Annotated in this window: 27 protein-coding genes and 1 riboswitch; all 27 genes read right to left on the bottom strand. The window is 51.7% G+C overall.

Going from position 1 to position 24734, the window contains the following annotated elements:
- Nucleotides 1-124: 124 nt before the first annotated feature.
- A complete protein-coding gene (locus ALO_RS08685; RefSeq protein WP_004094920.1) occupies nucleotides 125-562 on the bottom strand; it encodes a hypothetical protein in 438 nt (145 codons plus the stop codon).
- Between the two features lie 2 nt (nucleotides 563-564).
- Nucleotides 565-3009, bottom strand: coding sequence for a phage tail protein (locus ALO_RS08690; protein WP_004094921.1), 2445 nt, complete (start codon nucleotides 3007-3009; stop codon nucleotides 565-567).
- Complete coding sequence (locus ALO_RS08695; protein WP_004094922.1) at nucleotides 3009-3812, bottom strand: phage BR0599 family protein; 804 nt, start codon at nucleotides 3810-3812, stop codon at nucleotides 3009-3011. The genes ALO_RS08690 and ALO_RS08695 overlap by 1 nt, the downstream gene beginning before the upstream one ends.
- A complete protein-coding gene (locus tag ALO_RS08700; protein ID WP_040293026.1) occupies nucleotides 3805-4431 on the bottom strand; it encodes a hypothetical protein in 627 nt (208 codons plus the stop codon). Before ALO_RS08700 ends, ALO_RS08695 begins: the two co-directional genes overlap by 8 nt.
- Nucleotides 4424-5533 carry a hypothetical protein gene (locus ALO_RS08705; RefSeq protein ID WP_040293028.1) on the bottom strand — a complete coding sequence of 370 codons (1110 nt, stop codon included), beginning with the start codon at nucleotides 5531-5533 and terminating at the stop codon, nucleotides 4424-4426. Before ALO_RS08705 ends, ALO_RS08700 begins: the two co-directional genes overlap by 8 nt.
- Before the next feature lie 15 nt (nucleotides 5534-5548).
- On the bottom strand, nucleotides 5549-6586 hold the full coding sequence (locus ALO_RS08710; protein ID WP_004094923.1) for a hypothetical protein: 1038 nt from the start codon (nucleotides 6584-6586) through the stop codon (nucleotides 5549-5551).
- Between the two features lie 12 nt (nucleotides 6587-6598).
- Nucleotides 6599-7591, bottom strand: coding sequence for a hypothetical protein (locus tag ALO_RS20790; protein ID WP_004094924.1), 993 nt, complete (start codon nucleotides 7589-7591; stop codon nucleotides 6599-6601).
- Nucleotides 7591-9189 (bottom strand): hypothetical protein, encoded by a 1599-nt coding sequence (locus ALO_RS08720; RefSeq protein ID WP_004094925.1) that lies wholly within the window; start codon nucleotides 9187-9189, stop codon nucleotides 7591-7593. The genes ALO_RS20790 and ALO_RS08720 overlap by 1 nt, the downstream gene beginning before the upstream one ends.
- Before the next feature lie 76 nt (nucleotides 9190-9265).
- Nucleotides 9266-9397 (bottom strand): hypothetical protein, encoded by a 132-nt coding sequence (locus tag ALO_RS23470; RefSeq protein ID WP_004094928.1) that lies wholly within the window; start codon nucleotides 9395-9397, stop codon nucleotides 9266-9268.
- A gap of 53 nt (nucleotides 9398-9450) precedes the next feature.
- A complete protein-coding gene (locus tag ALO_RS08725) occupies nucleotides 9451-9945 on the bottom strand; it encodes a hypothetical protein (RefSeq protein WP_004094935.1) in 495 nt (164 codons plus the stop codon).
- Between the two features lie 22 nt (nucleotides 9946-9967).
- Nucleotides 9968-10750, bottom strand: coding sequence for a phage tail tube protein (locus tag ALO_RS08730; protein WP_004094937.1), 783 nt, complete (start codon nucleotides 10748-10750; stop codon nucleotides 9968-9970).
- A 135-nt stretch (nucleotides 10751-10885) separates the two neighbouring features.
- Nucleotides 10886-11281 carry a hypothetical protein gene (locus ALO_RS08735; protein ID WP_004094938.1) on the bottom strand — a complete coding sequence of 132 codons (396 nt, stop codon included), beginning with the start codon at nucleotides 11279-11281 and terminating at the stop codon, nucleotides 10886-10888.
- Nucleotides 11282-11354: 73 nt separating this feature from the next.
- A complete protein-coding gene (locus tag ALO_RS22405; RefSeq protein WP_004094939.1) occupies nucleotides 11355-11531 on the bottom strand; it encodes a hypothetical protein in 177 nt (58 codons plus the stop codon).
- 15 nt (nucleotides 11532-11546) lie between these two features.
- Nucleotides 11547-12014, bottom strand: coding sequence for an N-acetylmuramoyl-L-alanine amidase (locus ALO_RS08740; protein ID WP_004094941.1), 468 nt, complete (start codon nucleotides 12012-12014; stop codon nucleotides 11547-11549).
- Nucleotides 12015-12021: 7 nt separating this feature from the next.
- Nucleotides 12022-12558, bottom strand: a complete 537-nt coding sequence (locus ALO_RS08745) for a phage holin family protein (protein ID WP_004094944.1) — start codon at nucleotides 12556-12558, stop codon at nucleotides 12022-12024.
- Between the two features lie 271 nt (nucleotides 12559-12829).
- On the bottom strand, nucleotides 12830-13510 hold the full coding sequence (locus ALO_RS08750) for a sigma-70 RNA polymerase sigma factor region 4 domain-containing protein (protein WP_004094947.1): 681 nt from the start codon (nucleotides 13508-13510) through the stop codon (nucleotides 12830-12832).
- Between the two features lie 23 nt (nucleotides 13511-13533).
- Nucleotides 13534-13803: a hypothetical protein gene (locus tag ALO_RS08755; protein WP_004094949.1), complete on the bottom strand. Its 270-nt coding sequence runs from the start codon at nucleotides 13801-13803 to the stop codon at nucleotides 13534-13536.
- A gap of 127 nt (nucleotides 13804-13930) precedes the next feature.
- Complete coding sequence (locus ALO_RS08760; protein ID WP_004094950.1) at nucleotides 13931-14818, bottom strand: cation diffusion facilitator family transporter; 888 nt, start codon at nucleotides 14816-14818, stop codon at nucleotides 13931-13933.
- Nucleotides 14819-14856: 38 nt separating this feature from the next.
- A riboswitch (NiCo riboswitch) is annotated at nucleotides 14857-14935 on the bottom strand.
- A 63-nt stretch (nucleotides 14936-14998) separates the two neighbouring features.
- Complete coding sequence (locus ALO_RS08765; RefSeq protein ID WP_004094952.1) at nucleotides 14999-15649, bottom strand: CBS and ACT domain-containing protein; 651 nt, start codon at nucleotides 15647-15649, stop codon at nucleotides 14999-15001.
- Nucleotides 15650-15700: 51 nt separating this feature from the next.
- The gene (locus ALO_RS08770; protein WP_004094956.1) at nucleotides 15701-16405 is read right to left on the bottom strand and encodes an ABC transporter ATP-binding protein; all 705 of its coding nucleotides are present in this window, start codon (nucleotides 16403-16405) and stop codon (nucleotides 15701-15703) included.
- The gene (locus ALO_RS08775) at nucleotides 16405-17172 is read right to left on the bottom strand and encodes an ABC transporter ATP-binding protein (RefSeq protein WP_004094960.1); all 768 of its coding nucleotides are present in this window, start codon (nucleotides 17170-17172) and stop codon (nucleotides 16405-16407) included. The genes ALO_RS08770 and ALO_RS08775 overlap by 1 nt, the downstream gene beginning before the upstream one ends.
- Entirely contained in the window at nucleotides 17159-18109 is a 951-nt protein-coding gene (locus ALO_RS08780; RefSeq protein ID WP_004094961.1) for a branched-chain amino acid ABC transporter permease, read from the bottom strand. The genes ALO_RS08775 and ALO_RS08780 overlap by 14 nt, the downstream gene beginning before the upstream one ends.
- 9 nt (nucleotides 18110-18118) lie before the next feature.
- A complete protein-coding gene (locus ALO_RS08785; protein ID WP_004094962.1) occupies nucleotides 18119-19015 on the bottom strand; it encodes a branched-chain amino acid ABC transporter permease in 897 nt (298 codons plus the stop codon).
- Nucleotides 19016-19427: 412 nt separating this feature from the next.
- On the bottom strand, nucleotides 19428-20558 hold the full coding sequence (locus ALO_RS08790) for an ABC transporter substrate-binding protein (protein ID WP_085944937.1): 1131 nt from the start codon (nucleotides 20556-20558) through the stop codon (nucleotides 19428-19430).
- Between the two features lie 227 nt (nucleotides 20559-20785).
- Nucleotides 20786-21883 (bottom strand): GltB/FmdC/FwdC-like GXGXG domain-containing protein, encoded by a 1098-nt coding sequence (locus ALO_RS08795; RefSeq protein ID WP_004094964.1) that lies wholly within the window; start codon nucleotides 21881-21883, stop codon nucleotides 20786-20788.
- Between the two features lie 14 nt (nucleotides 21884-21897).
- Nucleotides 21898-23520 carry a glutamate synthase-related protein gene (locus ALO_RS08800; protein WP_004094965.1) on the bottom strand — a complete coding sequence of 541 codons (1623 nt, stop codon included), beginning with the start codon at nucleotides 23518-23520 and terminating at the stop codon, nucleotides 21898-21900.
- Nucleotides 23508-24614 (bottom strand): class II glutamine amidotransferase domain-containing protein, encoded by a 1107-nt coding sequence (locus ALO_RS08805; RefSeq protein WP_004094967.1) that lies wholly within the window; start codon nucleotides 24612-24614, stop codon nucleotides 23508-23510. The genes ALO_RS08800 and ALO_RS08805 overlap by 13 nt, the downstream gene beginning before the upstream one ends.
- Nucleotides 24615-24734: the final 120 nt, after the last annotated feature.

Raw genomic sequence — 24734 nt, forward strand, 5'->3', positions numbered from 1 at the left:
GCTTTGCATGGGGCACCTCCTTTCTTGTTGTTATCGTTTCTATATTAAAAACTACAACCGGCGCTATGGCCGGTTGTATATGAACCATACAAACCTCGAAAACTCTAAGCGCATATAATATGCGTTACATAGCACGAAGGATTCGCGCCTGCACTGCCACGTTTACAATTCCGTTCGCCGGCCCGTCAATTCTTGCCCACAGCACCTCACCTTCGGATAAGGGAGTATCGACGATTGCAACCGCCTTGGTCTGCTCGCCGACAGATAAGGAGACCGAACCAACTTCTGCTGCGCCTGCTAAAAGTTTAATGGTTGTTTGGGCGGTCGGCGTCACCGAACTGTAGACTCGCAGCCCCGCAAGCGCAGCTGGCTCCTCTATGACCGCCCGGTTACTCTCCGCGTCCGTCCCAGGATTCGAAAAATAAAACCGCAGTGTTTCCGCCCTTAAGGCATTGACTGCGGCATCCAGCTTTTGCAGGTTGCTGTCCATTCCGGCATTCCAGCCGTTTTCGCCCAGCGCCCAGCCAAAGGCCAGCTTGAGACAATCGGTTTGTTGCGCCATGTTTAAACACCTCCGTAATATTGGCCGTAAATCAAGCCGTAGCCTGCCATGTCAAATACCCTGAACTGGGGCTGCAAGCTCTCGCCATACTCCGAGACTACAGCAATTTCTAACTTGACCGGGTTCAGTCCGTTGATCTCATCATCAAGCCTATCCCTAGCGGCATAGATGTATTCCTGGCCTGCAATCCCGGAAGTCACCCGCTTCAGTTCCTGACCCGAATAAACCCTGACAGTATACATTCCGTCCGGTTCCCCGGTGCTGTCCTGGTCCTGGGTAACAATTTCCGCCTGATCCCGGTAGCGATGAGCCCAGGTTACAAACACCCGGTCAGTTACGACAGCCGGGCAGGCCGATTCGTTGATGCGTATTCTACCGGGCGGATATGGCCGAAGCGCCCGACTCCTGGTGATGCAGGCAATCGCTTGCGCTTCTTGAACGGCAGCGATCCCGTTCATATTAAATGGCAGCAATCTAGCTGTGACTGTCATGTCGGTTGCCAGGGCCTCAGACGTCACCAACGCCGCTCCTATGGAAATAAACCAAGCTATTGAGCCGGAAGGATGATTCGCCGGTACGGAATCCATCACGCCGCGAATGATTCCGCGGATGCGATAACGCTCATCTCCTTCGTGCTCAATGGTCCGCCAAGCCATGATTTCATCATCAAGCAGCAAGAGATTGACGCCGGCCATCAGGTCGTCATTCCGGACGGAAGCCAGAAAATCCATGCCATAGGCGGACTCCAGGACAATTCCCTCTTCATCAATAGAGGCGGTATCCTGGCCATAGTGAGCCGTCAATACCCCTGCCGGAGTAAACACGTCCGCCACCGCCGACTGGGCGAAGCCATCGCCGGCATTTGTCCAAATTTCATAGCCAAAGGCATCCCCCGGATTTGTCGCCAGTGCGGCAACAGACCGATCGGGGCCCTCAGCCATCTGATACGGCATTTCAAACAGCCGCTGCAGAGGCGCCTGTCCCGGCGGTTTGTAATAATCGCCGGCGTCATCAGGCGGCAGATAAATCCCACTTTGTAGGCCGAAAGCGTCTTCCACCGCCTCAATCTCCACCGCACCCGAGTCCACCGTGCCGTAATTCGGCACAGTGCAGCGAAAAATCCGGTTATAGATCCCCAGAGACGGCCAGTTCAACACAAAGATAGACCCCGGCAAAAGCTGGGTTCCAATCCGGTTTGTTTCCAGCCGGATTTTAGCCAGCGGCAGTGAGATCAGCCGCAGGGAGCGCATGGCTATCTGTTGCGCCAAATCCAGGCGGGAAATGCCAAGGTAGTCAATCACCTCTTCCTCAATTTCGCCGTTCCTGATGATAATATTGGCCATATCCTGGTAGGAAGCAATCCGCTGTTTGAAGCCCTTGCTCCGGTCAATGTAGCGGATCTTTATGTCATTGGCGGTTTCCGGCCAGCCGCCCTGGACAAGTTCCACTTGAGCCGTATTGCTTGGGTCCAGCACCACTGTATCCTGGGTCACTTTTTCATGGCGAATCAGCTTGAATCTCATCTTACCAATGGTATAATCCTGGTACATCACCGCATCAATATGCCGCAGAATATCATAGATGTATTCTTTAGCCGTAGATTTTTGATTGTACTGCATCGATAAGCCGAAGTTTTCGTCGGCCAGGGCCGCCGCCAGTTGCCGCATATTCTCAACATCGGCGAAGTCCCCCGGCATGCCGATGGACCATGCCGGGTTGGTTGCCAACTCGTAAAGCATCTCCGCCGGATTGGCATCGCCCTGCAGGTCATGACAACCACTGCTCAGCGCATGCGGCAAGCGTCGCATGACAAAAGACCATTCTCTCAGACTGGTAGAATTGCCGACATATACACCGCGCAATACCGCATAACATACCCCCCGCCAGGCTGGGACAGACTCCCCCAGCTTATCGGCTAAATAGGCGTTAGGGCCTTGCGTAGCATTGCCGAAATAAAAGTCGACCCACCCCCTGATGCCGCCTTCCTCTTTGCTGCCAAACAGCAGGGGCTTATCAATGTAAATACTGGCCTTATCGCCGCTTTCCGGACAGGTTAAATCGCCGGACCAGGCCAGCTTGTCACCGACCCAGATTTCCAGCAGGGAATCTATTGTCCCCATAGCCAGCACCAGTTGCATACCGATATAATACTGATAGCCAACCGTAACTTTTTTCTTCTTTTTCGGTCCGAACACTCCATATTTCCGGCCAACCACGACCTCTTCGATAATGGGTACGCTTTTCAGGTCGCCATACCACACTACATTCGGATTTTCGACTTTTGCCGTGCCGACGACAACCGGAATGATCAGCCCTTCTTCCGCTGTCGGCGCCCGAAAGTCACTTAGCGCGGATGGCTTCGGTGAATCGAATTCGGGTTTCGGCTTGAGCAGGGCAGCCAGCGAGCTCAGAACCACATTCACAAACAATGTTAGTAAAAACCCCATTATCCTATACCGTCCTCAAATGGATTTTTTTTCGGCATGGTATACCATCCGAAAAAGTTGATCAGATTATTGAATTTATTCTTGCAGGTATCCTTGCGGTGATCGCAGCCGGCGCAGGCGGTGACCGTCGCCCCAATTTTAAATTCCGGCGCCATGGCCAGCACCCGCACCCAGTCCCCGGCGTGAGCGGTAATCATCCGGTAGGTGTCCTGATACCAGATATGCCCCAAATTCAGCCACCCTTCCGGCAGCGTGGCAAAGCCGGGAGAGATCAGCCGGTCGTCCTGAATATCCGTTATCGTCACCTGCCGGGAATAGTCCGTCAGATTCACGCCGCAGCCTTTCCGGTAAAGAACACGGTTGCAAAAGGTTTGGTATAGATTCCGCGGGACTTTGAAACCAAGGGCAGTGAGGGGAGGATGACACTGTAACGTGGCCTCTCCCCCGCCTGCCTTGAATGTAGCCAGGGTAATCTGCCCCCGGAAATACCTGCCGGTTTCATTGGTACCGCGCTGCAGCCGGATTACCTCTACCCATATTGGCGCCGCCGGCATGCCGGCGGCAAATTTAGCAGCAATGGGATTGGAATCCGGCACAGTGATATCTACAGCCCCTTCTCCATCGTCGGTCTTTTGCTCCAGGGCCGTACTGGAAATGATCTCCGGGATATACGCCTTTCCCGCATACCCCTGGCTGGTCCCAGCGCTGGTGTAATACCAGTGGAATGTCCCTTGATTAAAATGGTACAATTCGATAGGCCGGCTGGAAAACCGGCTAAGTTCTAGGCCCAAAAAACTATTCACTTTCTGCCGCCTCCCCTACGACCTCAATGACCGGAAAATTTACAGTCATCAGATCCTGTGTTTCCCATCGCCGCGTAACCCGGTCAACATCAAGCCTGACCAGATAGACAAAACTCGTCATGATGACATCCTCCATAGGGATCTTAAACGTAAAGGGAAAATCAAAATACAGTGATTCCGTCCCGTCCCCGTTATCGGTGGATGTCATAATGTAACTACGGATATTGCCGCCGCCGCGCAAAAACAGAATCACCCTGCGCCGCCCTCCGGTCGGCAGATAATGTTTGGTATAGCCGATATTTTCAATCCGGATGAAGGTCTGGCCTGGCTCAATATCCCGCGCCAGAGTCAGGTCCGTCTGCCAAGAGGGGAACCAGAACGGAACCAGCCTGCCGGCCCGGCGCTCCAGCCACTGGTCGTGAGCAATAATTGCTTCCCGCGACAACAGCGCATACGAGACGGCTTTGGTATAACGTGGCTTGTTGGTCTGGTGCTTGTGGGAGAAAACGCCGGTCAGATTGTCCCGTCTGAGCACTGCCCGGACAATATCATCCTTGATATCATTGATCCGGTTCGGCTCATCCAGGAAAAACTCATAACCGCTAAAATAATCAGCCATCGTCTGTCACCGCCAATTCAAACCGGACAGGCATTTCCATGAGCCCGGCAGTAGGCTTCTGTCCGGAAATTGTCGCACCGGGAATCGCCAGTCTGGCCGGAACGACAAGAGTTCCTTGAGGCCAGGACTGTTCTACCGGCGCAGCAAATGTCAAAGTGGTATCATAGATACCGGTGATCTGTTTTACATCCCATTGGTATTTGTCCCGATACAATACCACACGGCCATCTTCCGCCAAATACAGCCACTTCCCTGGCGTTATCCTGACCTGGGTATCACCTTCCGGGATTGCCTCTGTCGCGACCCTCGCATCCATCCATAGCGGCAACCAGATTTCTTGTCCCTGATACTTCCACACATAGGATTCCAGAAGGGCCATGTCGGCGGAGTCCAGTGCGGTAAATACATATTCGACGGATCTCCTGGCCGTGTCTCTCACGCGAATTCGCTGCTCTGATTCATCATACGCCGTAATGATGTCGGTAAGGTATTCGATCTCGTCGAGAATGCCATCCCGCCAGTTGGGCACGAATGGAAATATCTTACTTTTTATGGTTTCCGGTGGTCTTTTCCATTTCAGAAAGAGACCCAGGAAGAGAGGAACCGAAAAATCGGCAACACCATTAGGCCGGTCAAAGTAAAAACCTGCCGGGATGCAATGCCTGGCAGGCTGGAGCGGTTTTATCCGTTCCACCATCGGCGGCTGTTCTCCCACTGCTATGCCGGTGAGTGGTTGTATGCCGGCAAGGGTTTCGGAAACACCCGGCGACAATAAAACCACTTGTTCTCCGGCAACGGCGATACCATTGGAGGACCGGACCGCGGACAGTATCTCCCCTAACGGCATGATCCGTAAACGTGATAACGACGGAGATTGGCCTAATGGATTAGGATTGCATTTCTGTAATGAAATGAGCCGGAACCCTTCGCTGCCCTGACTGACATGCTTTCTCCAGGCGGTAACAGCTTTGCCATATACATCCGGTGCGGCAGCGAAAACCTTGTTTTCTGCAAGATCTTTGCTGATATTCTCATGGCCTGTGATTCCGATGGAATCCGGCAAGGAGCCGATATAAAAAGAAACTGAGTAATCGTCGCTCATCGTTTCATCCTCACATTACGGGATATATCGCACAGCGATTCCGTCATATCCCAGTGCAGACCCTTTTTTACCAAACGGGAACACTTTGTATTCATTGCCGTCCACATAATTCAGCCGATACGTCCCGCCGGGAGTTAAGTGCTTTATATTGCAAAAATATACATTGGGAACAGTACCTATAGTAGAAAACATATTTTCTGCATTAGGGTCACGCTGGGCAAACAGGTATATCGGAAACATAACGGATATGGCATTCATTACATTGCAAGCAAGTCCCTGCTGGGTAGGTCCCTTTGACTGAAAAAAATCCAGCGTCGGCAATGCGTAATTGGTGATCCCGGACGCATGCCCTTTAACCATGCTGTAGACCTTTTTCCCGGTATTCCCATATTCTGCTCCGGTCTGCGTTTCCGCATTACCCAGCCATATCCTGGAGAATGCGTCAATATCGGCCCGGACAAACATAGACGAGTATTTTTCCTGTGAGAACAGCCTGGTTTGTGACGCTTCCAGCCCGTCCGCCATATAATAGCTGGGTTTACTTGCCGCTACAAAGGCTCCGCCGGTCCATATTCCTACTTTTTGTAATTCACCGAACGCCAAGTGCTGGTATGTGTTTTGGCTCGCGCTGGCTTGCACTGCTCCATAAGTGGCTGCACAAAAAATAAAATCCGGAGCTGTAAATCCAAACAAATGGTATTCAATGGGTTCCAGATTATGCAGTTGGATGGAGGCCCCAGTAGGCCGATCCAACACGTCAACACAGGCTCCCGGCTGCGAATGCCAGGCATAGGAAGGATCATATCCAGTGCTTCCGTTTATGCCGATGCCGAATTTGGCTGTGGTAGCAGATCCGGCCAGCATTTGCGGGAATATGGATTCCCCTATAGCCGCCCGTAGATTAACGTATTGCGTTCCCTTTTGCAAATGCAGCCGTTTGCCGATTCCTTCATCGCCCCATAGATTCACTGTCCAGCCATTAGCCAGAGAAAAAATTCTTATTTTATCCAATAAATCTGCCGGTGATGTCGCTGTTCCTGTCACATATGCCATAAACAATCCCCCTTACGATAATTTAAGCGCCCAAAAATCTCCCGGATCTGCTCTCCATACATTCGGGACTGCAATATAACGATCCGCATCAATCATGAGCTCATCTTCCGCAGCTAGTCCTCGCCCGGTAATCCAATAGCATCCGTCAAACTGGCCGATGGTGTTGTTATCAGGCTTTTCAGCCAGTGCAAACGGAAATAACTGATAAATCCCATCCATGTTTTGCAGCAGATTACTGAGGCTCCCACATAACCCCGGCCAAACAAAATAGCCATTTAGCGATGAACTAAGGATATCTGAATATACGCCGCCACTAGACGTCTGAGAATAGCTCTGGTGATAGTTGTGATATACCGGCCACTTGCCGTCGATCCTGCGAACCCTTAACGCCCCGGTTGTAAGTGTCCCTCGTGCTGTTCCGGGATCGACAAAATGGCGGTGATCGGTCTGCCTCTGGGTGTACTTATAGTCCTCGCTGGGACTCTGCGTATATCCGCTGCCTGAAGTCGGTGTGTACTTAGTGGTTTGTCCGGTCATACTTCCGCCGATGGCCAGAGGATAGGGATATTGCCCCTCTGTTCCATAAGGGTGAAGCAGACCGAGATAGGCTGCCTCATACTGCGTCCCGATCTTAGCCACAGCAATAATTCTCCTGCCGTTGGCAACAATCCAGTATTTCATCTGACTGCCGCTTATTAGCGGCAATTGCGGCTGATAAGACGGAATGCCGCCGGGCTGGTCTGAAAATGGTAATCCTTCATCATAGCCTATAAAGCCGTTCAGGCGCAGGTTATAGTAGCCTTGCACCGCGTCCTCAAAAACCTCAAATCCTACATAAATCTCATCCTGTCCGGTGTCACCCGGTCCTTTCAAGATCAACTCAGTGGCCGTGTCCCTTTGTATCGCCCATGCCTGAGAGCCGTGTATTTCTTCATTGGATACAAAGTTCCGTATTTTGTCCAGCAACTCCCTGTGACTGTTTGCTGTACCGATTTCATAAGCCATTAAAACAACACCTTCCTTACGCTATCCCGCTTGTCGGATAGCAAATTAATCACCTTACGCTTGCCATTGCTGGTTTCCAGGTAACGGTCAAACACACCCTGGTCTACCAGGTTCACCAATTCCAGGTTGACCATGTTGACCGGATCGAAGCTGGCCACCACCAACCGGTCAGCTCCCGCCAGTCCGCCAGCAGCAAAGCCAGGTACGGCGGTGCGCGGGATCATCATCCGATTCAGGGCATCCATCATCCGGGGGCCATAATGCTGCACAGCGGCAGCCTGCATCACCCACTCGCCGTTAGACAGCCGGGCCAGAATCGAATCCGAGGTCCCGGTTCCCGGACCGTGCACCCGGCCGCCGCTGGCAAAACCAAAAAGATTGCCTAAAAGTCCACCAGAACCAAACAATCCTCCGATAATCTGGTTGACGAGCCCGCCCAGAAGATCCTTGACCGGGGTCAATAAGGATATGGCAGCATCCCAGAGTTCCTCGCCAAATTGGGCGACCGTACTGCCGATGCCGGCCATCGCATTCGTGACAAACGTGGTAATTTCGCCAAAATCCTTTACTATCACTGTTGCAACGTCCACTATGGAGGTAGACAACTGGTCAGCAGTTTGCAGCAAATTGCTTATTCCATTGATCACTCCTTCTAGCACCGGCGCCAGACTTTTGGCCTCATCAGCCCAATTGGCGAACACCGTGCCCAACAGGTTGCCGGCATTGGCGTCAAACTCTTTGACATACCCCTCTAAGGTCTGAATGCCGGTCGTAAAATCTGTGATCCTTTCTACCCACTCGTCAGGAATGATTTGTTTGGCTAGATCGCCGCTAATTCCTCCATTAATCAGGTCCTGGAGCTTGTCCGATGCATCCTGTATGCCCTGAGACCAATGATTGGCAAACTCAACCAATGGGTTGCTGATCTCCTGGGCAATCAGGGCTGCCTTATTGCGAACCTCATCGATCACGCCGTTTAAATTATTGCTTTGTTGCTGCAGCATATTCGAAAAGCGTTCATGCGCGCCTTCAACCAGCGCCTGTATAGTCTGGTCGACATCCGCCGAAACATCCGTAATGTTGACGATCTGTTCAGCAATCGACCCCAACTTTTGTTGCAGGATCTCAGCGGTCGGAATTTTCTGTGCCAGCGTCGACAACTGCTCAATCCCCTGGCCAGTTTGACCGGTGAACGCCGCCATCTCGTCGGCCAGCGCTTCTACTGTATCCGCACTGCCCAGCATGTTGCCAAAGGCGGTTTTAGATTCTTGCACCTTGGCGTTAAGCGTGAGGATGGGGCCGACCACGGCGTTAACCACGTTGCCGACCGCCAAGAGAGCGGACGCCACAGAATCGCCCATAGCCGCAATGCCTGACAGGTCCTGTCCCAGTAGCTGTATTCCCTTTCCGGCGCCAGCAGCTGCCTCGCCTGCCTTCTCCGTCGAGGCTGGCAACTGCCCCAACCGATTGCCGGCAACAGAGGCACTCAGCGTCTTGATCCCGGACCCCAAAGCTTTCAGCGCTGTCAGGCTAGAACGCACGGCTTTCAGCAAGTCCTTGTTGTCAGCGATTATTTTCACCGTCATAATTTCTTCCATAATACTCCTCCTTTCTGAGAATACTGAGTCACCTTTATGATGACTTCATCTGTGTTGCCCTGCTATATCATCCGTTTTATTCCGGTAACAGGCTTTTCACAATCCCCTCCAGCGCTTTCTTATCCCCCCAGGCCCCGGTATGGACCGCCGTGATCAGTTCGGCCAGTTTTCTCTCCCGGTTAGCCCCAATGGCGGTCAAATAGAGCAATAGTTCGCTGATCGTGTAGTCCGGTATCGCCTGCTTGTCATGTCCGTGCTCAATCAGTTCCTGGAAGGCTTGGGCCCAGGTGACGCGCCTTGTTCTCCCTTGACTGCAATGAGCTTGTTGAGGACTTCTGTCAGGCGCTTGGCAAAAAAATCCTTGTTCACCATCAGGACCATGCCGGCCAGTTCAATTCCTTCGGCAAGGTCCAGCTCGTCAAACCATTGTGGGCTCCTGCCAACAGCCAAGGCAATGATTTCCTTGAAAGTTTCGCCTCCTTGTTCACATAGCGCGGTTACGACCTGAAAGGTTTCCGGACTGATGCGGAACGCTGCCGCCACTCCCCGTTCCTCACTGGTTTCGTTCAGACCAAACGCCATTTTTTCCCAGTCCATGGTTGCCAATACTCCCGCCAGACGGGCCATTGCCGGAATCAGCTTCGGCAGGGCGCCGGCCTTGAACGGGCGAAGAGATACTGTCTCTCCGCCCAGTTTCAGTTCATAGGTTGGCGGGAAAAGTGCGGCCAGTTCCTGGACAGTCTCTTGTTCTGACATGCTCTTTTCCTCCGTTTACGAATTAGTTCTTTTTAATGTAGTAGCCGTATGGGTCATCGGGATGCTTGACTTTGTCGTTTTCAATCGCTGCCGTCAGCCCAAAGCTGGCAAATTCCTCGCTAATCAGGCCGATATCCCCGTCCGGGGTCATAGACACCCGCCAAAATTCCGCATCATAGGCGGGTCCTTGGGTCGGATCGCCGACAAAGCGCAGATATCCTTTAATTTTGTTGGCTTTACCGCCGCTGATCTTGATTTTTTCATAGGCCTCCAAATCAAAGGTGACACTCAGAGGAGCGTCATCGGCGATGCTGCCGCCGTCCAGTATTTGAATGCGGCCGGTTCCCGGATCTACGGTATAGTCAACGCCGGCTTGATAAGTCTTCGGGCCAGTCTCCATTTCATCTTTGACAACGACATTCGTCACCTCCCGGTATCCCAGGGCAAACCAACCGCCTTTTACGGCTTTGGCAATTTTTTGGGTCTTGCCGGTTGCCGCCTCCTGTTTAACGATGGAACTCTCACCCAAAAAGGCGATGGCCAGGTTTAAAGGATCAAATTCATGCAGGGTAATCTTGATCGACGGTTTGGTCGATTTGTTGGCCGAAGCGTACAGGCCCCTTTCAGCTGACATAGAACTGTAGTGCTCCAACGCTTCGGTTTCGGTAGTGTACATCACCGAAGACGCATCTCCCAGGGAGCGTTCAAAAGTCGGATTGCCAGCGGCGTCGAAGCGGTTGAAGAACAGTTCCCCCGCTCCTAGCAGCAGATTGCCGCTGTCTGGTGTGTTGATCAGTTTTGCCATTGATTCATTCCTCCTGTTTGTTGTGTTATATATAAATCAACAGGCTGGGATGTCAATAAAAAAGCTGTCTGCCGACAGCCTGCTCCAAACCGGAATAGTTGATCCCGCCTGTTCATTTCTAAACCAAAAGGCACCTTACATTTTCCACTCGACTTCGAGGGTGGTCCGGCTGCCGTACTCCGGCAGCACTGAGTTAGGATCACGCACGGTTTTCCGGCTGATGATATTTACCGCAAACGGCAGGGTGTTTTCCCGCCGCCAGGTCTCCAAAACTGCCTGGCGGCGCTGCTGCAAGTCATGAAGCTGCGCGTAGCCAGCAGCGGCATCCTGGCTCTCCACACATTCATCTATCAGCAGGGTACTTTTCCCTTTTATCGGACCGTGCAACTGGTTAATTTCCTGTTCCCAGGACAGAAGGATAGCAGGACAGGCTTTTTCTCCAACGCCTGCACCGGCTGTCACCATAACCCCAGTCATGGATTCATGCTGTCCCAGGAAATCCAGCATATTTTTCAAAATCATCCACCACATTCCGGGACTCCTCCATTACATGTTTTTTACTTACCACCAGAGGGTTTTAAAGATTCTTTATGGATATCACCCCTTACAGTAAATGATAAACGCCGACTATGGCCAGTAAAGCAATGGCGATACCCAGCCATACCTGAAAGTTTGTGAAGCTATGCTTTTCTGCTTTCTCTCTCACAAAAGCGTCCAGCTTGTGGCCGGCCTGATTAAGTTTCTGACCGGCTTGATTGACTTTCTCCCTGGTATTTTCCATATTAATTTCCTCCCTCTAATTTTGTTGAACCTGTTTACGAATCTGTGGCAGCAAAGCATACAGCTCCTGCCCGGGGCATGCCGTTGCATCCTGGTCGCGATGGCCGATTATATCCGCTGGGGCTAGCCCATACTGTCGGCACAGATCGGCGCATACGCCGAATAGCGACTCAACCTGTGCTATAGGCGTCTCCTCCAACTCGAAGTTGCCGCAAACGTGGATGCCAATACTGTCGTGATTGCCGGAAACCGAATGGGCGCCTCTGGCCCAGATAGGCCGGCCCCGCTCCACACTGCCGTCTTTGCGAATCACCAAGTGATAGCCGATACCGGCCCACCCCTGCCCGCCATGGATGATATGGAGTTCCTTCGCACTGAAATCATCCCCCGCACTGCCGCCGGTATGATGGATGATCAAGCGGCGGGTGGAATCGCGGGCGAGCATGGATGCGAAATTCAAATTTGTTTCTATGATATGAACCATACAAACCTCACTTCGACTTTAGTTTTAGGAACAGTGTACTCAATCGGCTGCGCAAAAAATCGAGTAGGCCGCCAGCTTGCTCGATTCCTGCATCTCTGAAGTTTTCCAAAATGCTCAGCGCCTCAGTAGCTGCCAAGTACATCCACACTACCCGGACCAGCATCGGGGTCTCGCCGGCAAGCCGCAGCATGTTGTCTACGCCTATTGCCATGATTGTCAGGGCAATATACAAGATCATTTTGCCGGCAAAGCGGTGCTTCATGGCGTCTGAATTAATCCGTCCGGCTTGAATTGCCGCCGGAATATTCAACAGACAGGATAAGAGCCCGTTACGGCATTGGCTTTCCGTCAATTGTGCATAGCTGATTGCAAGCCAGCGAGTCACCAAGTCAACGAAGACCAGCAAAACGAACCAGAGCAGGGCACTGGCATGGGCGCCACTGAGGGCGGTAATGATAGAGGCTAACACTGTTTTGAACAGCCAGGCGTCAGCCAGTCCTTGGCCGGCTTTGTATATGGCCTGTAGTAAATCGTCTAAATTCAATTGTTTCACCTCCCTCCGTTGTCATAATCTCTATGTTAAAAACTACAACCGGCGCTATGGCCGGTTGTAGTTGGTACCTATTTATTCCTGTCGACTACATTGTCCAGAAAGTCTTTTTCTATGATACTATCATATCACGGTCTTGGCGGATTTTGGTAGTTTACAAAACTATTTTCAAAAAGATACTTTCAATGACAAATGGCAGGAACTGTTGCAGTCCTGCCATATTCGCTTAGGCATATTATCAACGATAATTTTATTTGGTATCTGTTCACTCTTGCCGGGAACAATGATAATCCCCGTTATCCTCCATACATATCGGGCATTTGGTCTGCACATCGCCAAAGGCCTCAGCCAAATATTCCGGAATATGGCACTCTTTGCCGGAGGTATATTTCCCCTGCTGCCAGTGGCCGCCGGCGTTTACCGCCTGGAGGAACTCATGGGGATAGTCAATTTTGTGTTTGGGACCGCCTGCGTCTTTGGTCGCATCCAAGAACAAACGTTCCCTCCATATAACAACACAAAAATCGGGGTGTTTGTCACACTTTTTTTGTATCTTTTCTAAAATTTTTTTTAGAATCCGAGAAATATTTTGTTTGTAAGTGTGAAATTTCTCGGCAATTTGCTGCTGTGTCAGTCCTTCCACCGCATACAGCCACAATATTTTAAAATTCTCTTCGCCAATGGTGGCCCTTATATACAGCAGCAGGTCAATGATTTCCTGCTGCCGTTCTTTTTCCAGCAAAATCTCCTCTGGCGTGGCGCTATATTGTTTTAATATGTACTCGATATGTTTCGTAGTGTACTTGTCTTCCAGGGCTGCATTATGGCGCCAGGTCAAATAGTCTTCCCGTTTTTCATAGAAATCCATTTTCCTTTGCAGGATCTGGGGATGATGGATATATTCCTGCAGCTCGAATAGTAGTTTTTGCGTGTTGTCATGGCTCATTTTTTTTGCTTTCCTCTCTTTCTTTATTGCGGCAAGTGCCGGTGATCTGCTGTTTCCAGCCGGAAGGTCCCGATCAGATGGCTTTTATCGCCTTTCCACTGGCAGGTCCGGATAATGCCGGACTGGATTCTTCTTTTGCCTTTATGCATTTTTGCATTGAATGCTTTTGTTCTTACAAAGATGACTTCCGGTGAATAACGATATAATTCTCTTTCGATTTCCCGGCATTCGCCTTCGATGGAGATTTTGTATCTCTGCTGGTTGATATCTACAAAAAAATCATGGATTTGCACGGGAATCACTCCTTTTTGTTTCAAGTCGCAGAACACTTGTTCGCATTCCCTATTGTACTCCGAATATATGTTCGTGTAAAGAGGCAAAAAAAATAGCCGGCCGATCGGCCAGCTGTTCTCAGGATCTTTATTCTACTTCATTTTCATTGGGCTCCAAATGAATCACCACTACGCACAACCCTAACGCGTCCTTGATTTGAGCCTCAATCTCATCGCAGATGTCATGGGCTTTGTCAAGGTGCATGTCATTTTCCAGGACAATATGCATGTCGATCTGGCGATAGCTGCCGGAACGGCGGGTTCGCAATTTATGAAAGGAGATCACTTCCGGATGGCTGGTGATGATCTCCTGTATCAAGGCCTCTTCTTCCGGCGGTAAACTGATATCGGTTAATTCCCATAGGTTTTTCAAGGTCATGTCATAGCCTGCTTTAAAAATAATGACCGAAACCACAACCGCGATGGCCGGGTCCAGCCAGGTCAGACCGGTAATCTGGATCGCCGCCAATCCGGTTAATACTCCCAAAGACGTCCATACGTCGGTCCGCAGGTGAAGAGCATCAGCCTCCAGGGCGTCGGACCCGGTCTGATGGGCAACGCTTAATAGCCGGCGGGATACCAGATAGTTTACGATGACGGAAATCAACATGATTAAAATGCCGTAACCCAGATACTCCGGCTGTTGACTGCTTTGGAATTTGTCAACAGCTTCAAAGACAATCCATACAGCGACTAATACAATTAAAAACGCCTCTGCCGCTGCCGACAGATTCTCGAATTTTCCGTGGCCGTAGGCATGCTGTTTATCCGGCGGCTCGCTGGCTTTGCGCACCGCAAAGAAGGCGATCAAAGCCGCCAGGAGATCCACGGCCGAATGGGCTGCCTCGGAAATGATACTGATGGAACCGGAAAAAATGCCAACGACTAATTTTAGTACCACCAGCAGGGTATTAGACAGAACCGATATCCAGGCTGTGCGTTTCTTTAATTCGTTGTGGGCATTCTGATTTTGCAAAAATTTCCCTCCCAAATACAATTAGCCTGCAAGACCCAAAGGGTCCCGCAGGCTAATAACCTACTGCTGTTGCCCGGCTACGCCGGCAAATGCCGACCGCCTGTTCCATAGTATTATATTATCATACCCAGGTAAAGTTGTAAATCAAACCAAAAATATCATCTGATGATTTATGGGAATTCAACGAATATAAGCCACATGGACAACGGGGCACTGAATCGCTTCCAGGCGTTTCGCAATTGCCGGCATATCCTGCTCCTGAATGTCAGCCCGGACCACCAGCTGGAAGTGACCATTGTCCAGAGGATAGGTCACAAGGCTGCCGATATTGACTGACAAATCCTTGAACACACCGGTCACTTCGTGGAGCAGGCCCACTTTGTCGGTCACATTAATGGTAATGCGGGTCTTGCCTTCGGTTAGGCCCATCAGGTCAACGAAGGTTTTAAAAATGTCCGTTTCCGTAATAATTCCCGCCACTTTTTGATTGGCGTCAACAACCACTAAACCGCCGATTTTATCATTGTACATAACAAGGGCCGCTTCTTCGATGGTGGCGTCGTCCCGGATGGTTTGGACCGGGGACTTCATCACGTCTTTAATCTGCATTTTCGCTAACAGATAGTTCAATTCGTACACCGATAATGTGGTTGCCGGTGAAGGAGATACTTCCCGCAGGTCGCGGTCCGTTACGATGCCTACCAGTTTGCCGTTGTCCACTACAGGCAGCCGCCGGAATTGATGCGTCCGCAAGAGTTGAATGGCATCAGACACAGAGGTAGCAGGGGTTATGGTGACAGGATCAGGGGTCATCCGCTTAGCCACAAACATAATCCATCTCTCCTTACTCATAATCGTAATACATCTGGAATATTGCCTCTCTTAGCCTCCGAGATAGGCCTTGCGTACTGCTTCGCTCTCGGACAGTTCTTTGGCTGTGCCGTACAGAGTGATGCGTCCGGTTTCCAATACATAGGCTTTGTGAGCGATAGACAGAGCCATGTTGGCGTTTTGTTCCACCAGCAGAATCGTGGTGCCTGTTTGGTTGATTTCCCGTATAATCGAGAAGATTTCTTTCACCAGCAGCGGAGCCAGGCCCATGGACGGTTCATCCAGAAGTAAGAGCCGCGGCCGGCTCATCAAGGCCCGCCCCATCGCCAGCATCTGCTGTTCACCGCCGCTCAGGGTTCCGGCTAATTGGCCGCGGCGCTCAGCCAGACGGGGGAATCGCCCGAAGACGTTTTCCATGTCCTTTTTGATTTCTTGCTTATCACTTCTAATATAAGCCCCCAGCTCCAAATTTTCAAGTACGCTCATATTAGCAAATATTTTACGGCCTTCCGGCACCTGAGAGATGCCCATAGCCACAATCTTCTGAGCCGCTGCCTGGGCAATATTTTGGCCTTCAAACAGAAGCTGGCCGGTCCGGGGACGCAATAAACCGGAAATCGTGCGCAGGGTCGTGCTTTTGCCGGCGCCGTTGGCGCCAATTAAGGTGACAATCTCGCCTTCCTGCACATCGACGCTGATCCCCTTGAGAGCATGGATAGCGCCGTAATATACATTAATATTATCAATCGTTAGCATCAGTGTACCTCCTCTCCGAGGTAGGCTTCAATCACCCGCGGATTGTTTTTAATTTCAGCCGGCGTACCGTGAGCGATAATGCTGCCATAGTCCAGCACGTAAATCCGTTCGCATACTCCCATGACCAGACTCATATCATGCTCGATCAGCAGGATGGTTAAATCAAACTTTTCCCGGATCCAGCGGATCATGTCCATGAGCTGATGGGTTTCCTGAGGATTCATGCCTGCCGCCGGCTCGTCTAAAAGCAGGAGTTTAGGCTGAGCCGCCAGGGCTCTGGCGATTTCCAGGCGCCGCTGCTCACCGTAAGGCAAGTTTTTGGCAATCTCGTCTTTTTTATCTTCCAGTTGAAAGATCTTTAAAAATTGAATGGCTTTTTGCCTAATCTCTTCTTCTTCTTTGTGATAACGGCCCATACGCAGTACGCTTTCCACCAGTCCGTATTTCACATGAAAATGGTAGGCAATTTTTACATTATCCAAAACAGAAAGATTGGCAAACAGCCGGATGTTCTGGAATGTCCGGGCTATGCCCCGCTGAGTGATCTGATAGGGTTTCAGCCCTACAACGCTTTTGCCGTCAAATTCGATCTCGCCGGAAGTTGGCTCATATACGCCGGTCAGCAGGTTGAACGCCGTGGTCTTGCCAGCCCCGTTGGGACCGATCAACCCCACCAGTTCGCCCGGCTGGATTTCCAGGCTAAAATTCGAAACCGCCCGCAGACCGCCAAACACCTTGGAAAGTTTAGTCGCCTTAAGCAATGTCACGACGTTCCCTCCCCTTCAGATGAAACATTTTAAAACTGAGCTCCTTGCTGCCGAACAGCCCCTGGGGACGATACAGCATGAGGGCGATCAGCATCAGAGAATAAATAACCATCCGCCATTCGGGATAATCCGCCAAAGCGGCGGAAATAAAGGTTAGGAGAACCGCGCCGGTGATGGACCCTGTCAGGCTGCCTAAGCCCCCCAGCACCACCATGGTCAGGTAATCAAAGGATTTCATAAAAGTGAACGAAGTCGGATGGATGATATAGAAATAGTGAGCAAACAACACGCCGGCCATACCGGCAAAGGAAGCTCCCAGGGTAAATGCCAGCACCTTATATTTGGTGGTATTCACACCCATAGCCTCGGCGGCGATTTCATTCTCCCGGATGGAAATACAGGCCCGGCCATGAGTGGAATTAATAAAGTTTTTAATAAAAAACAAAGTAAACAGCATCAGGAAGAATGCCCATGTGAAATCAGTGAAACGGTCGATGCCCATGAAGCCGGAAGCGCCGCCCACATAAGGAATATTCAAAATGGTAATCCGGATAATTTCTCCCAGTCCTAAGGTGGCGATGGCCAGATAGTCGCCGCTCAGACGCAGGGTCGGCAAACCGATTAGAAAGCCGAGAACGCCAGCCACCAGAGCCCCGACAATAATAGCCAGCAAAAAGGGGAGCTGCAGTTTCACGGTCAAAATCGCTCCCGCATATGCGCCTACCGCCATAAAGCCGGCATGACCGATAGAGAACTGACCGGTAAAACCATTAATCAGGTTCAGACTGCTGGCCAGAATGATATTGATACAAATCAATACAATATTCAGAGTCCAAAAAGGTCCGATCACCTCAATGCTGATTAGACTCTGCACTACGGCATAAACCGCCAGCCCCAAAACCAGTAACAATAAATCTTTTTTCGTAATCTCTTTCATGGCTGTCACCTACACTTTCTCGCGTACGTTCTTGCCAAGCAAACCGGACGGTTTGAACAGCAGGATAATGATAAGGATCGCAAAGGCCGCTGCATCACGAAAGGTTGATGAAATAAAGCCGCTGACCATAGCCTCGATGACTCCTATGAGTATTCCGCCGAACATAGCGCCCGGAATCAGTCCGATACCGCCCAGCACGGCCGCGACGAACGCCTTCAGGCCAGGCATCATTCCCATCAGCGGATCAATGGAGTTATAGTAAACTCCCACCAGTACGCCGGCTGCCGCCGCCAGGCCGGAACCAACGGCAAAGGTAAAGGAAATAACCTTATCCACATCAATGCCCATCAGCCGGGCGGCATCGGTGTCATAGGACACAGCGCGCATGGCTTTGCCGATCATGGTATGCTGGACCACATAGGTCAAAAGCACCATCAAGGCAAGAGAAACCGTCAGAATGACGATCTGCTGACTGTTAACCACCAGTTCGCCGATATGATAGACTTGAGTTTGGATGAGAGGCGGAAAAGTCTTCGGCTGCGGCGATACGATCAGCATTCCGCCATACTCCAGCAACAGGGAAACTCCGATAGCGGTAATCAGCACGGCGGTTTTGGGGGCGCTTCGCAAAGGCCGGTAAGCCGCCCTTTCAATCACCATGCCCAAAACAGCCGCGCCAGCCATAGAAAGAATGAGAGCCGGGAAAAATGACAGATTTAAGCTGGTGGTCGCAAAAAACGCAATATAAGCGCCGACCATGTAGATATCGCCATGGGCGAAATTAATTAAGCGGATGATACCGTACACCATTGTGTAGCCCAGGGCGATCAGAGCATAAATACTGCCGAGGGAAAGGCCGTTGATCAACTGCTGACCGAACTGCTGGGCAAATGAAGAAAAATCCATGCTGCCCCTCCTTTTTTTTGCTGCAATTAAATTCTGAAACAAGCAATGAACCGACACCGTCTTTAGAGGCGGAAATATTGACGCGCGGCTGAAGCCCGTGCCACAGCCGGCAATGAAAAAAAAGAGACTGTGCCGGGTTGTTTCTGGCGCCAGTCTCCGCAGATTCTGGAGACTTTCTGACACAGACGTACTCATCCGGACAGCTTTGTCCACTGAATGCGACATGTTTTGCTTGTCGATGTGTATATTATAAGCGTGCTATATATAAGTGTCAAGATACAAATCTATGGAATGCACGATTGCTGTCCTCGGGCAAAATACAATTGTTTTTAATCGATATTGGGTTAAAAAAGGGGATAAAGCCTTCGCCTTATCCCGTGCTGATAATTTGTATCTTACTGCAATATATGGATTAAGGATTGACTTTTTCCTTAAAGGTTTGCTTGCCTTCTTTCATTTCGATTACAATAGCGCTTTTAACCGGATCATGGTAATCATTCAGGGTGATGTTACCGGAAACAACCTGCAAGTTCTGAATTTGGGCCAAAGCGTCTTTAATTTTGCCGGACTCGGTGCTGTTAGCGCGTTTTATTGCATCAGCCAGCATGAGAGCCGCGTCGTACCCCAGAGCCGCCAGAGCGTCAGGTACTTGGTTGTACTCTTTTTTATAGGATTCCACGAATTTCACGACCCGGGGATCTTTGTCTTCCGGTGAATAGTGATTGCTGAAGAAACCGTTATTCAGAGCTTCCGGTCCAGCGATTTCCACCAGTTTCGGGGAATCCCAGCCGTCGCCGCCCAGCAGCGGTTTGGTATAGCCCAGTTCACGGGCCTGTTTTACGATTTTGCCGGCTTCTTCATAGTAGCCGGGCACAAAGATTACGTCCGGATTGCTTGCTTTCATCTTGGTCAGAGTGGCTTTAAAGTCCTGGTCTTTTTGCAGGTAGGCTTCTTTGGCTACGATCTTGCCGCCATTTTGCACAAAGGCTTCTTCAAAGAACTGAGCCAGGCCCTTGGCATAGTCCGAGCTGTTGTCGATATAGACGGCAGCCGTCTTCGCGCCCAGGGACTTGAATGCAAAGTTAGCCATTACAGTACCTTGGAACGGATCGATAAAACAAGCGCGGAAGGCATATTCCTTTACCTTGCCGCTGTCATCCACCGTGACCTTCGGGTTGGTAGAGGTCGGGGTGATAAAAGGAACCTTGTTGTCATGGGCCACTTGAGATCCGGCCAGGGTGTTGGAGCTGGCGACCGCGCCTAATACGGCGACCACTTTGTCCTGAGCGACCAATTTGGTCATGGCGCTGGTGGCCTCAGAAGGCTCGGATTTGTTGTCAGCCACGACTAATGTCAGCTGTTTGCCAATCACCCCGCCGGTAGCGTTGATTTCTTTAAAGGCCAGTTTGATACCGTTAACGGAAGATTGACCGAAGGTAGCGATACCGCCGGTCATTTCGAAGTTGGCGCCGACTTTGATTTCCTTGGAATCCGCCTGGGAGCCGCCGCAGCCAGTCAGGGCGAAAAGCATCATCCCGGTCATCAGTGCGCTCAGAGTCAAAGTCCATTTTTTTGACACAATAAATTCCTCCTCTGCCTTTCAAAAAATCAAACACCGGTAAGGATTTAGGAACTATGGATATCATTATGAATCATCCCACTGTGCCTGTCAAGAGGAAAACGCAATTTATTGTATACACTGTCTTTCTCGAATACACTTTTGTGTATTAACATTTGTCTATCTCGCCTTTATACCTGATTCCGGGAAACTTATTCACTGTTAACACGCATTTCCCATACTTTTCGCGGACAAACCCCGCTGCAGACGCCACAGCCGATGCAACGCCCCCCGGAAGCCTCATAGCGGTGCTGTCCGTTTTCTTCTGAGCGGATGACAGCGTGTTCCGGGCATAGCTTGAGGCAGAGCTTACAGTCACTGCAGGCAGATTTCCCGGCACTGCCGTCCCGGCTGTCCTGCCAAACCGGCACCCTCTGCCGGCAGGTCCCGGTGGCCACCAGTCCCGCCACCTGCCCATCATCGCTGCAAACATCACTGAACAGACCGCCGCTGATCCAATGGTCGCGGCGAAACGCCGGAATGTTGATATTGGCCTTTTTCGGGCGGTCTTCGTACGTTAAGGGGATCACTTTCCGCCATTCCGCCCAGTCAGTTAAGGCCGCCCTTAGTTCCGGTCTGCCGATGGACTGGAGGAAATCATCCATGCGGCTTGCCAGATAGGCAATATCCTCGGGCTCTAAGGAAGCGGTCTTGACATCTTTGGGAGAAATGCCGCCGGCCTGGCCGCGAAAATAAAGCTTGCCGCCCACCATACCGACACAGGACCGGTCGCCCAGCACTGATTCCTCCGGCTGACAGCCATAGCCGCAGACCACAGCAATACCGCCGGACATAAATTCATAGGAAAAGCTGCCGACGCTTTTCAGAACCCAAAATTCCGGCGGCGCTTCCAGCGGATCGTGTTTCATCAAAGAGCCGGAACGGGCTCCGGCCCGGCCGCCGATATAAATTGTGCCGCCGGCGGCGCAATGGGCGGTTGTGTCGCCGCCATCCCCCCTGACCACAATTTTGCCGCCGGCATTCAGCCAGCCCACATCAGCCGCCGCCGCCCCTTCCACGATAACCTCGGTGCCGGGAAGACACATAGACCCCACCCGCTGGCCAGGGTTCTTCACCGTGAAGGTTAACTGTTTCCCCTCCGGATGCCACAAGGGGCCCCCGATATCATGCTGCCCGGACGCTTCAATAAAAAACTCGCTCTCGCCCCGGCTGACAGCCGCGTCAATCCGCTGCAGCAGTTCCTGGGTGGACATCCGGTTATTGCCGTCTATCGTCTGAATGGTGATCATCTTTCAGCCCTCCTCTAACAAGCATATTGGATAGCCAGCTTGTCGGCAACATCCTTATCCAGGCTGATCAACGCGTCGGAACGGCCTACCGGCAGCGAACTGTTGCCGATAGGAGCCATCAGCTTGCGCAGTTCATAATCCAGGGCCAGCATGTAGTCAACGATATTGGCGGCGGCCCGGTCCACGTCCAGCCGTTTGACCAGCCGGGGGTCCTGGGTGCAGATGCCGGTGGGGCACTTACCGGTGTTACAGGCGTTGCAGCGTCCTTGTTCATTGCCGATACAGCCCATCAGCTGAATCAGGATGCGGGAAATAAAGACTCCATTGGCGCCCAGGCAGATCATTTTAAAGGCATCTGCCGCCGCATTGCCGGTCAGGCCGAGGCCGCCCCCCGCCCAGAGAGGAATCTGGCCCTGACGGCCCTGTTTGACCGCTGCCAGGTAGCACTCCCGTGTCTTGGAGATCACCGGATGGCCGGTGTGGTCCATGGACACCTCATTGGCCGCGCCGGTTCCGCCATGGATTCCGTCCAGGAGAAATCCGCCGCAGATCCGGTAAGGGTCCCGCAACAGGTTGTTGTACACCGAAACCGATGTGGCGGACGCGGCGCATTTGATGGCTACCGGCACCCGGAATTTAAAGGCGGCATTCATGGACAGGAACATTTTTTGCACGGATTCTTCGATAGAATAGAGTCCCTGATGATTGGGGGGCGACAGCAGGTCTGCCTTGGGCACGCCCCGGATGGCCTGAATGTGTTCGGCCACCTTGGCCGCCGGCAAAAGCCCTCCGTCCCCCGGCTTGGCCCCCTGTCCGATTTTGATCAGGATTCCGGCCGGATCGGCTTTCATCCGGGGAATGGCCTGAATGATCCGGTTCCAGCCAAAGTGCCCGGAGGCGATTTGAAGGATCATGTACTTCAGCTGCTCCGAACCCAGCAGTTTCTGGGGCATGCCCCCTTCCCCCGAGGACATCCGGACCGGCATATGATGCTTTTCATTTAAATAGGCCACGGCCAGGGCCAGAGCTTCCCACGCTCTGGCTGACAGAGCGCCGATGGACATGTCGCCGAATATGACAGGGTAAATCCAGTTCACCGGCGGCGTCTGCCCCTCTGCCTGCAAAGAATGGCCGTCATTTTTAAACGGCAGTTCATGCGGCGGCAAAATGCGGCCGAATGGCGCCAGGATATCGAAGGTATGGCGTTCGGCGTCCAGGGATGGATCGGTCATTTGCGAAATCCTTCCGACCACGATTTTATCCAGGGTTCTATCCTGGTGCAGGTTATCCCGGCCGCCCCGTTTAATCGGGCTGCCGCCGGCCCGGGCCAGAAGATTCTGGCGGGAATAGGGGTTCTTCACCGGCCGGATGGCCTGGTTGGGACAAACCTTTTCACACATGCCGCAGCCCACACAGGCTTCGGTCAGGCTGTTTTTCTGACGAATGGCCGGCATTATGCGGTAAGCCGGCTGATTCTCTGTGGGCAGCCCCACCAGCCGCTTTTCCATGACGGCTTCAATCGCCCGGAAGCTGCAGGCAGCCAGGCAGCGGCCGCACAGGGTACAGCGGTCATGCTGATATTGTATTTGCCAGGAAAGATCATTGGCCGTTACGTCTTGCGTTTTTACTGCTTCCATCGCTCTACCTCCAATTCCGGGGTAATGACCACAACTTCCCGTTCGCCGGGGTAGATATCCCGGGACTCATCCCGATGGGGCAAAATAGCCTGGAGGCCGCAGACCTCAGAGGCAATGGCCATGGTAGTCTCATCACCGCCTATGACCACCGGCCGCAGTTTTTTCGAGTCACAGCAGGTCATGATACGGCTGTCAGGCAGCATGGCAATGATGGTATTGGGTCCGTTGATCTCCAGATGCCCCAGAGATTGACGAATCAGGTCCAATTCCCGCCGGTCGCTGCGCTGCTGGATTTCCTCAAAAGGCAGAGGGGTGATGACATGTTTATAGTAGGAAATAGGCCATTTCAGTTCATGCAGCACATAGTGCAGGGTATACAAAAAATTCTGGGAGTCAGACTCAAAGCCGGTATAACCCCGGTGCAAAGACAGCTGAAACTCTTTATTCCGGGTGTAAAATGTGTTCTCCCCGTTGGCGCAGAGGGTGTATCCCTGCAAAAAGAACGGATGGGCGGCATAACGGACAATATCGTAATTGGTATTTTGCCTGCACTGGGTGACGATATTTTTTGCCATTAACGCACCGTTGTCATCCCAGAGGCGAAAATAGACGGCAATATCTTTGGGGTCGCCGATTTCTTTTAAAGTCAGGACGTCCGGCCAGAAGGAAAAAACATAGCCGCTGTCGTTTTCCGATAATAACCGCCGCAGCTCCAGCCGGGTATCCAGCAGCAGTTCTTCTTTCTCCGGCCGGCTCCGGTCACGAAAATATTCCGGATAATCATAGGCCCGGAATACATAGTGAGGCATAGCTTTGATATCCAGTCCGGCCACCCGGTTCACCCGGGGGATATACTCCTTCACCGGCATGAAGCCGCTGGCGTCCATGAAATCCTTCACCAGTTTCAGGCCGTTTTGGGTACAGGCCAGGGACAAAAGCGGCTGTTCCTTATAGCCGGCAAATACCCCGTCCAGGTCCTGCATCACCATGGCAAACCCGGAATTGTCGTGCCCTTCCTGCTGCGGCAGCATCAAACGCAACGCCCGGGAGGGATGAAACGGCACTTTGGATTTAATCGCACCGATTCTACACATCGTTGTGTCACCCCTATCATTAAAATCTGAATAAGTACCGTAAACGCCAAAATGGGTATAAAAAAGCCTAGCGTCAAGTACTGAAACAGGACCTTCCGCCAGGGTCTTTTATACCCACGG

The organism is Acetonema longum DSM 6540 (assembly GCF_000219125.1).
Taxonomy (GTDB): domain Bacteria; phylum Bacillota; class Negativicutes; order Sporomusales; family Acetonemataceae; genus Acetonema; species Acetonema longum.

Coding starts and splice junctions, on each gene's coding strand:
- ALO_RS08685 (WP_004094920.1), bottom strand. CDS start 562: ATGGCGCAACAAACCGATTGTCTCAAGCTGGCCTTTGGCTGGGCGCTG.
- ALO_RS08690 (WP_004094921.1), bottom strand. CDS start 3,009: ATGGGGTTTTTACTAACATTGTTTGTGAATGTGGTTCTGAGCTCGCTG.
- ALO_RS08700 (WP_040293026.1), bottom strand. CDS start 4,431: ATGGCTGATTATTTTAGCGGTTATGAGTTTTTCCTGGATGAGCCGAAC.
- ALO_RS08705 (WP_040293028.1), bottom strand. CDS start 5,533: ATGAGCGACGATTACTCAGTTTCTTTTTATATCGGCTCCTTGCCGGAT.
- ALO_RS08710 (WP_004094923.1), bottom strand. CDS start 6,586: ATGGCATATGTGACAGGAACAGCGACATCACCGGCAGATTTATTGGAT.
- ALO_RS20790 (WP_004094924.1), bottom strand. CDS start 7,591: ATGGCTTATGAAATCGGTACAGCAAACAGTCACAGGGAGTTGCTGGAC.
- ALO_RS08720 (WP_004094925.1), bottom strand. CDS start 9,189: ATGGAAGAAATTATGACGGTGAAAATAATCGCTGACAACAAGGACTTG.
- ALO_RS08725 (WP_004094935.1), bottom strand. CDS start 9,945: ATGTCAGAACAAGAGACTGTCCAGGAACTGGCCGCACTTTTCCCGCCA.
- ALO_RS08730 (WP_004094937.1), bottom strand. CDS start 10,750: ATGGCAAAACTGATCAACACACCAGACAGCGGCAATCTGCTGCTAGGA.
- ALO_RS08735 (WP_004094938.1), bottom strand. CDS start 11,281: ATGTGGTGGATGATTTTGAAAAATATGCTGGATTTCCTGGGACAGCAT.
- ALO_RS22405 (WP_004094939.1), bottom strand. CDS start 11,531: ATGGAAAATACCAGGGAGAAAGTCAATCAAGCCGGTCAGAAACTTAAT.
- ALO_RS08740 (WP_004094941.1), bottom strand. CDS start 12,014: ATGGTTCATATCATAGAAACAAATTTGAATTTCGCATCCATGCTCGCC.
- ALO_RS08750 (WP_004094947.1), bottom strand. CDS start 13,510: ATGAGCCATGACAACACGCAAAAACTACTATTCGAGCTGCAGGAATAT.
- ALO_RS08765 (WP_004094952.1), bottom strand. CDS start 15,649: ATGTTTGTGGCTAAGCGGATGACCCCTGATCCTGTCACCATAACCCCT.
- ALO_RS08770 (WP_004094956.1), bottom strand. CDS start 16,405: ATGCTAACGATTGATAATATTAATGTATATTACGGCGCTATCCATGCT.
- ALO_RS08780 (WP_004094961.1), bottom strand. CDS start 18,109: ATGAAAGAGATTACGAAAAAAGATTTATTGTTACTGGTTTTGGGGCTG.
- ALO_RS08785 (WP_004094962.1), bottom strand. CDS start 19,015: ATGGATTTTTCTTCATTTGCCCAGCAGTTCGGTCAGCAGTTGATCAAC.
- ALO_RS08790 (WP_085944937.1), bottom strand. CDS start 20,558: ATGACCGGGATGATGCTTTTCGCCCTGACTGGCTGCGGCGGCTCCCAG.
- ALO_RS08795 (WP_004094964.1), bottom strand. CDS start 21,883: ATGATCACCATTCAGACGATAGACGGCAATAACCGGATGTCCACCCAG.
- ALO_RS08800 (WP_004094965.1), bottom strand. CDS start 23,520: ATGGAAGCAGTAAAAACGCAAGACGTAACGGCCAATGATCTTTCCTGG.
- ALO_RS08805 (WP_004094967.1), bottom strand. CDS start 24,614: ATGTGTAGAATCGGTGCGATTAAATCCAAAGTGCCGTTTCATCCCTCC.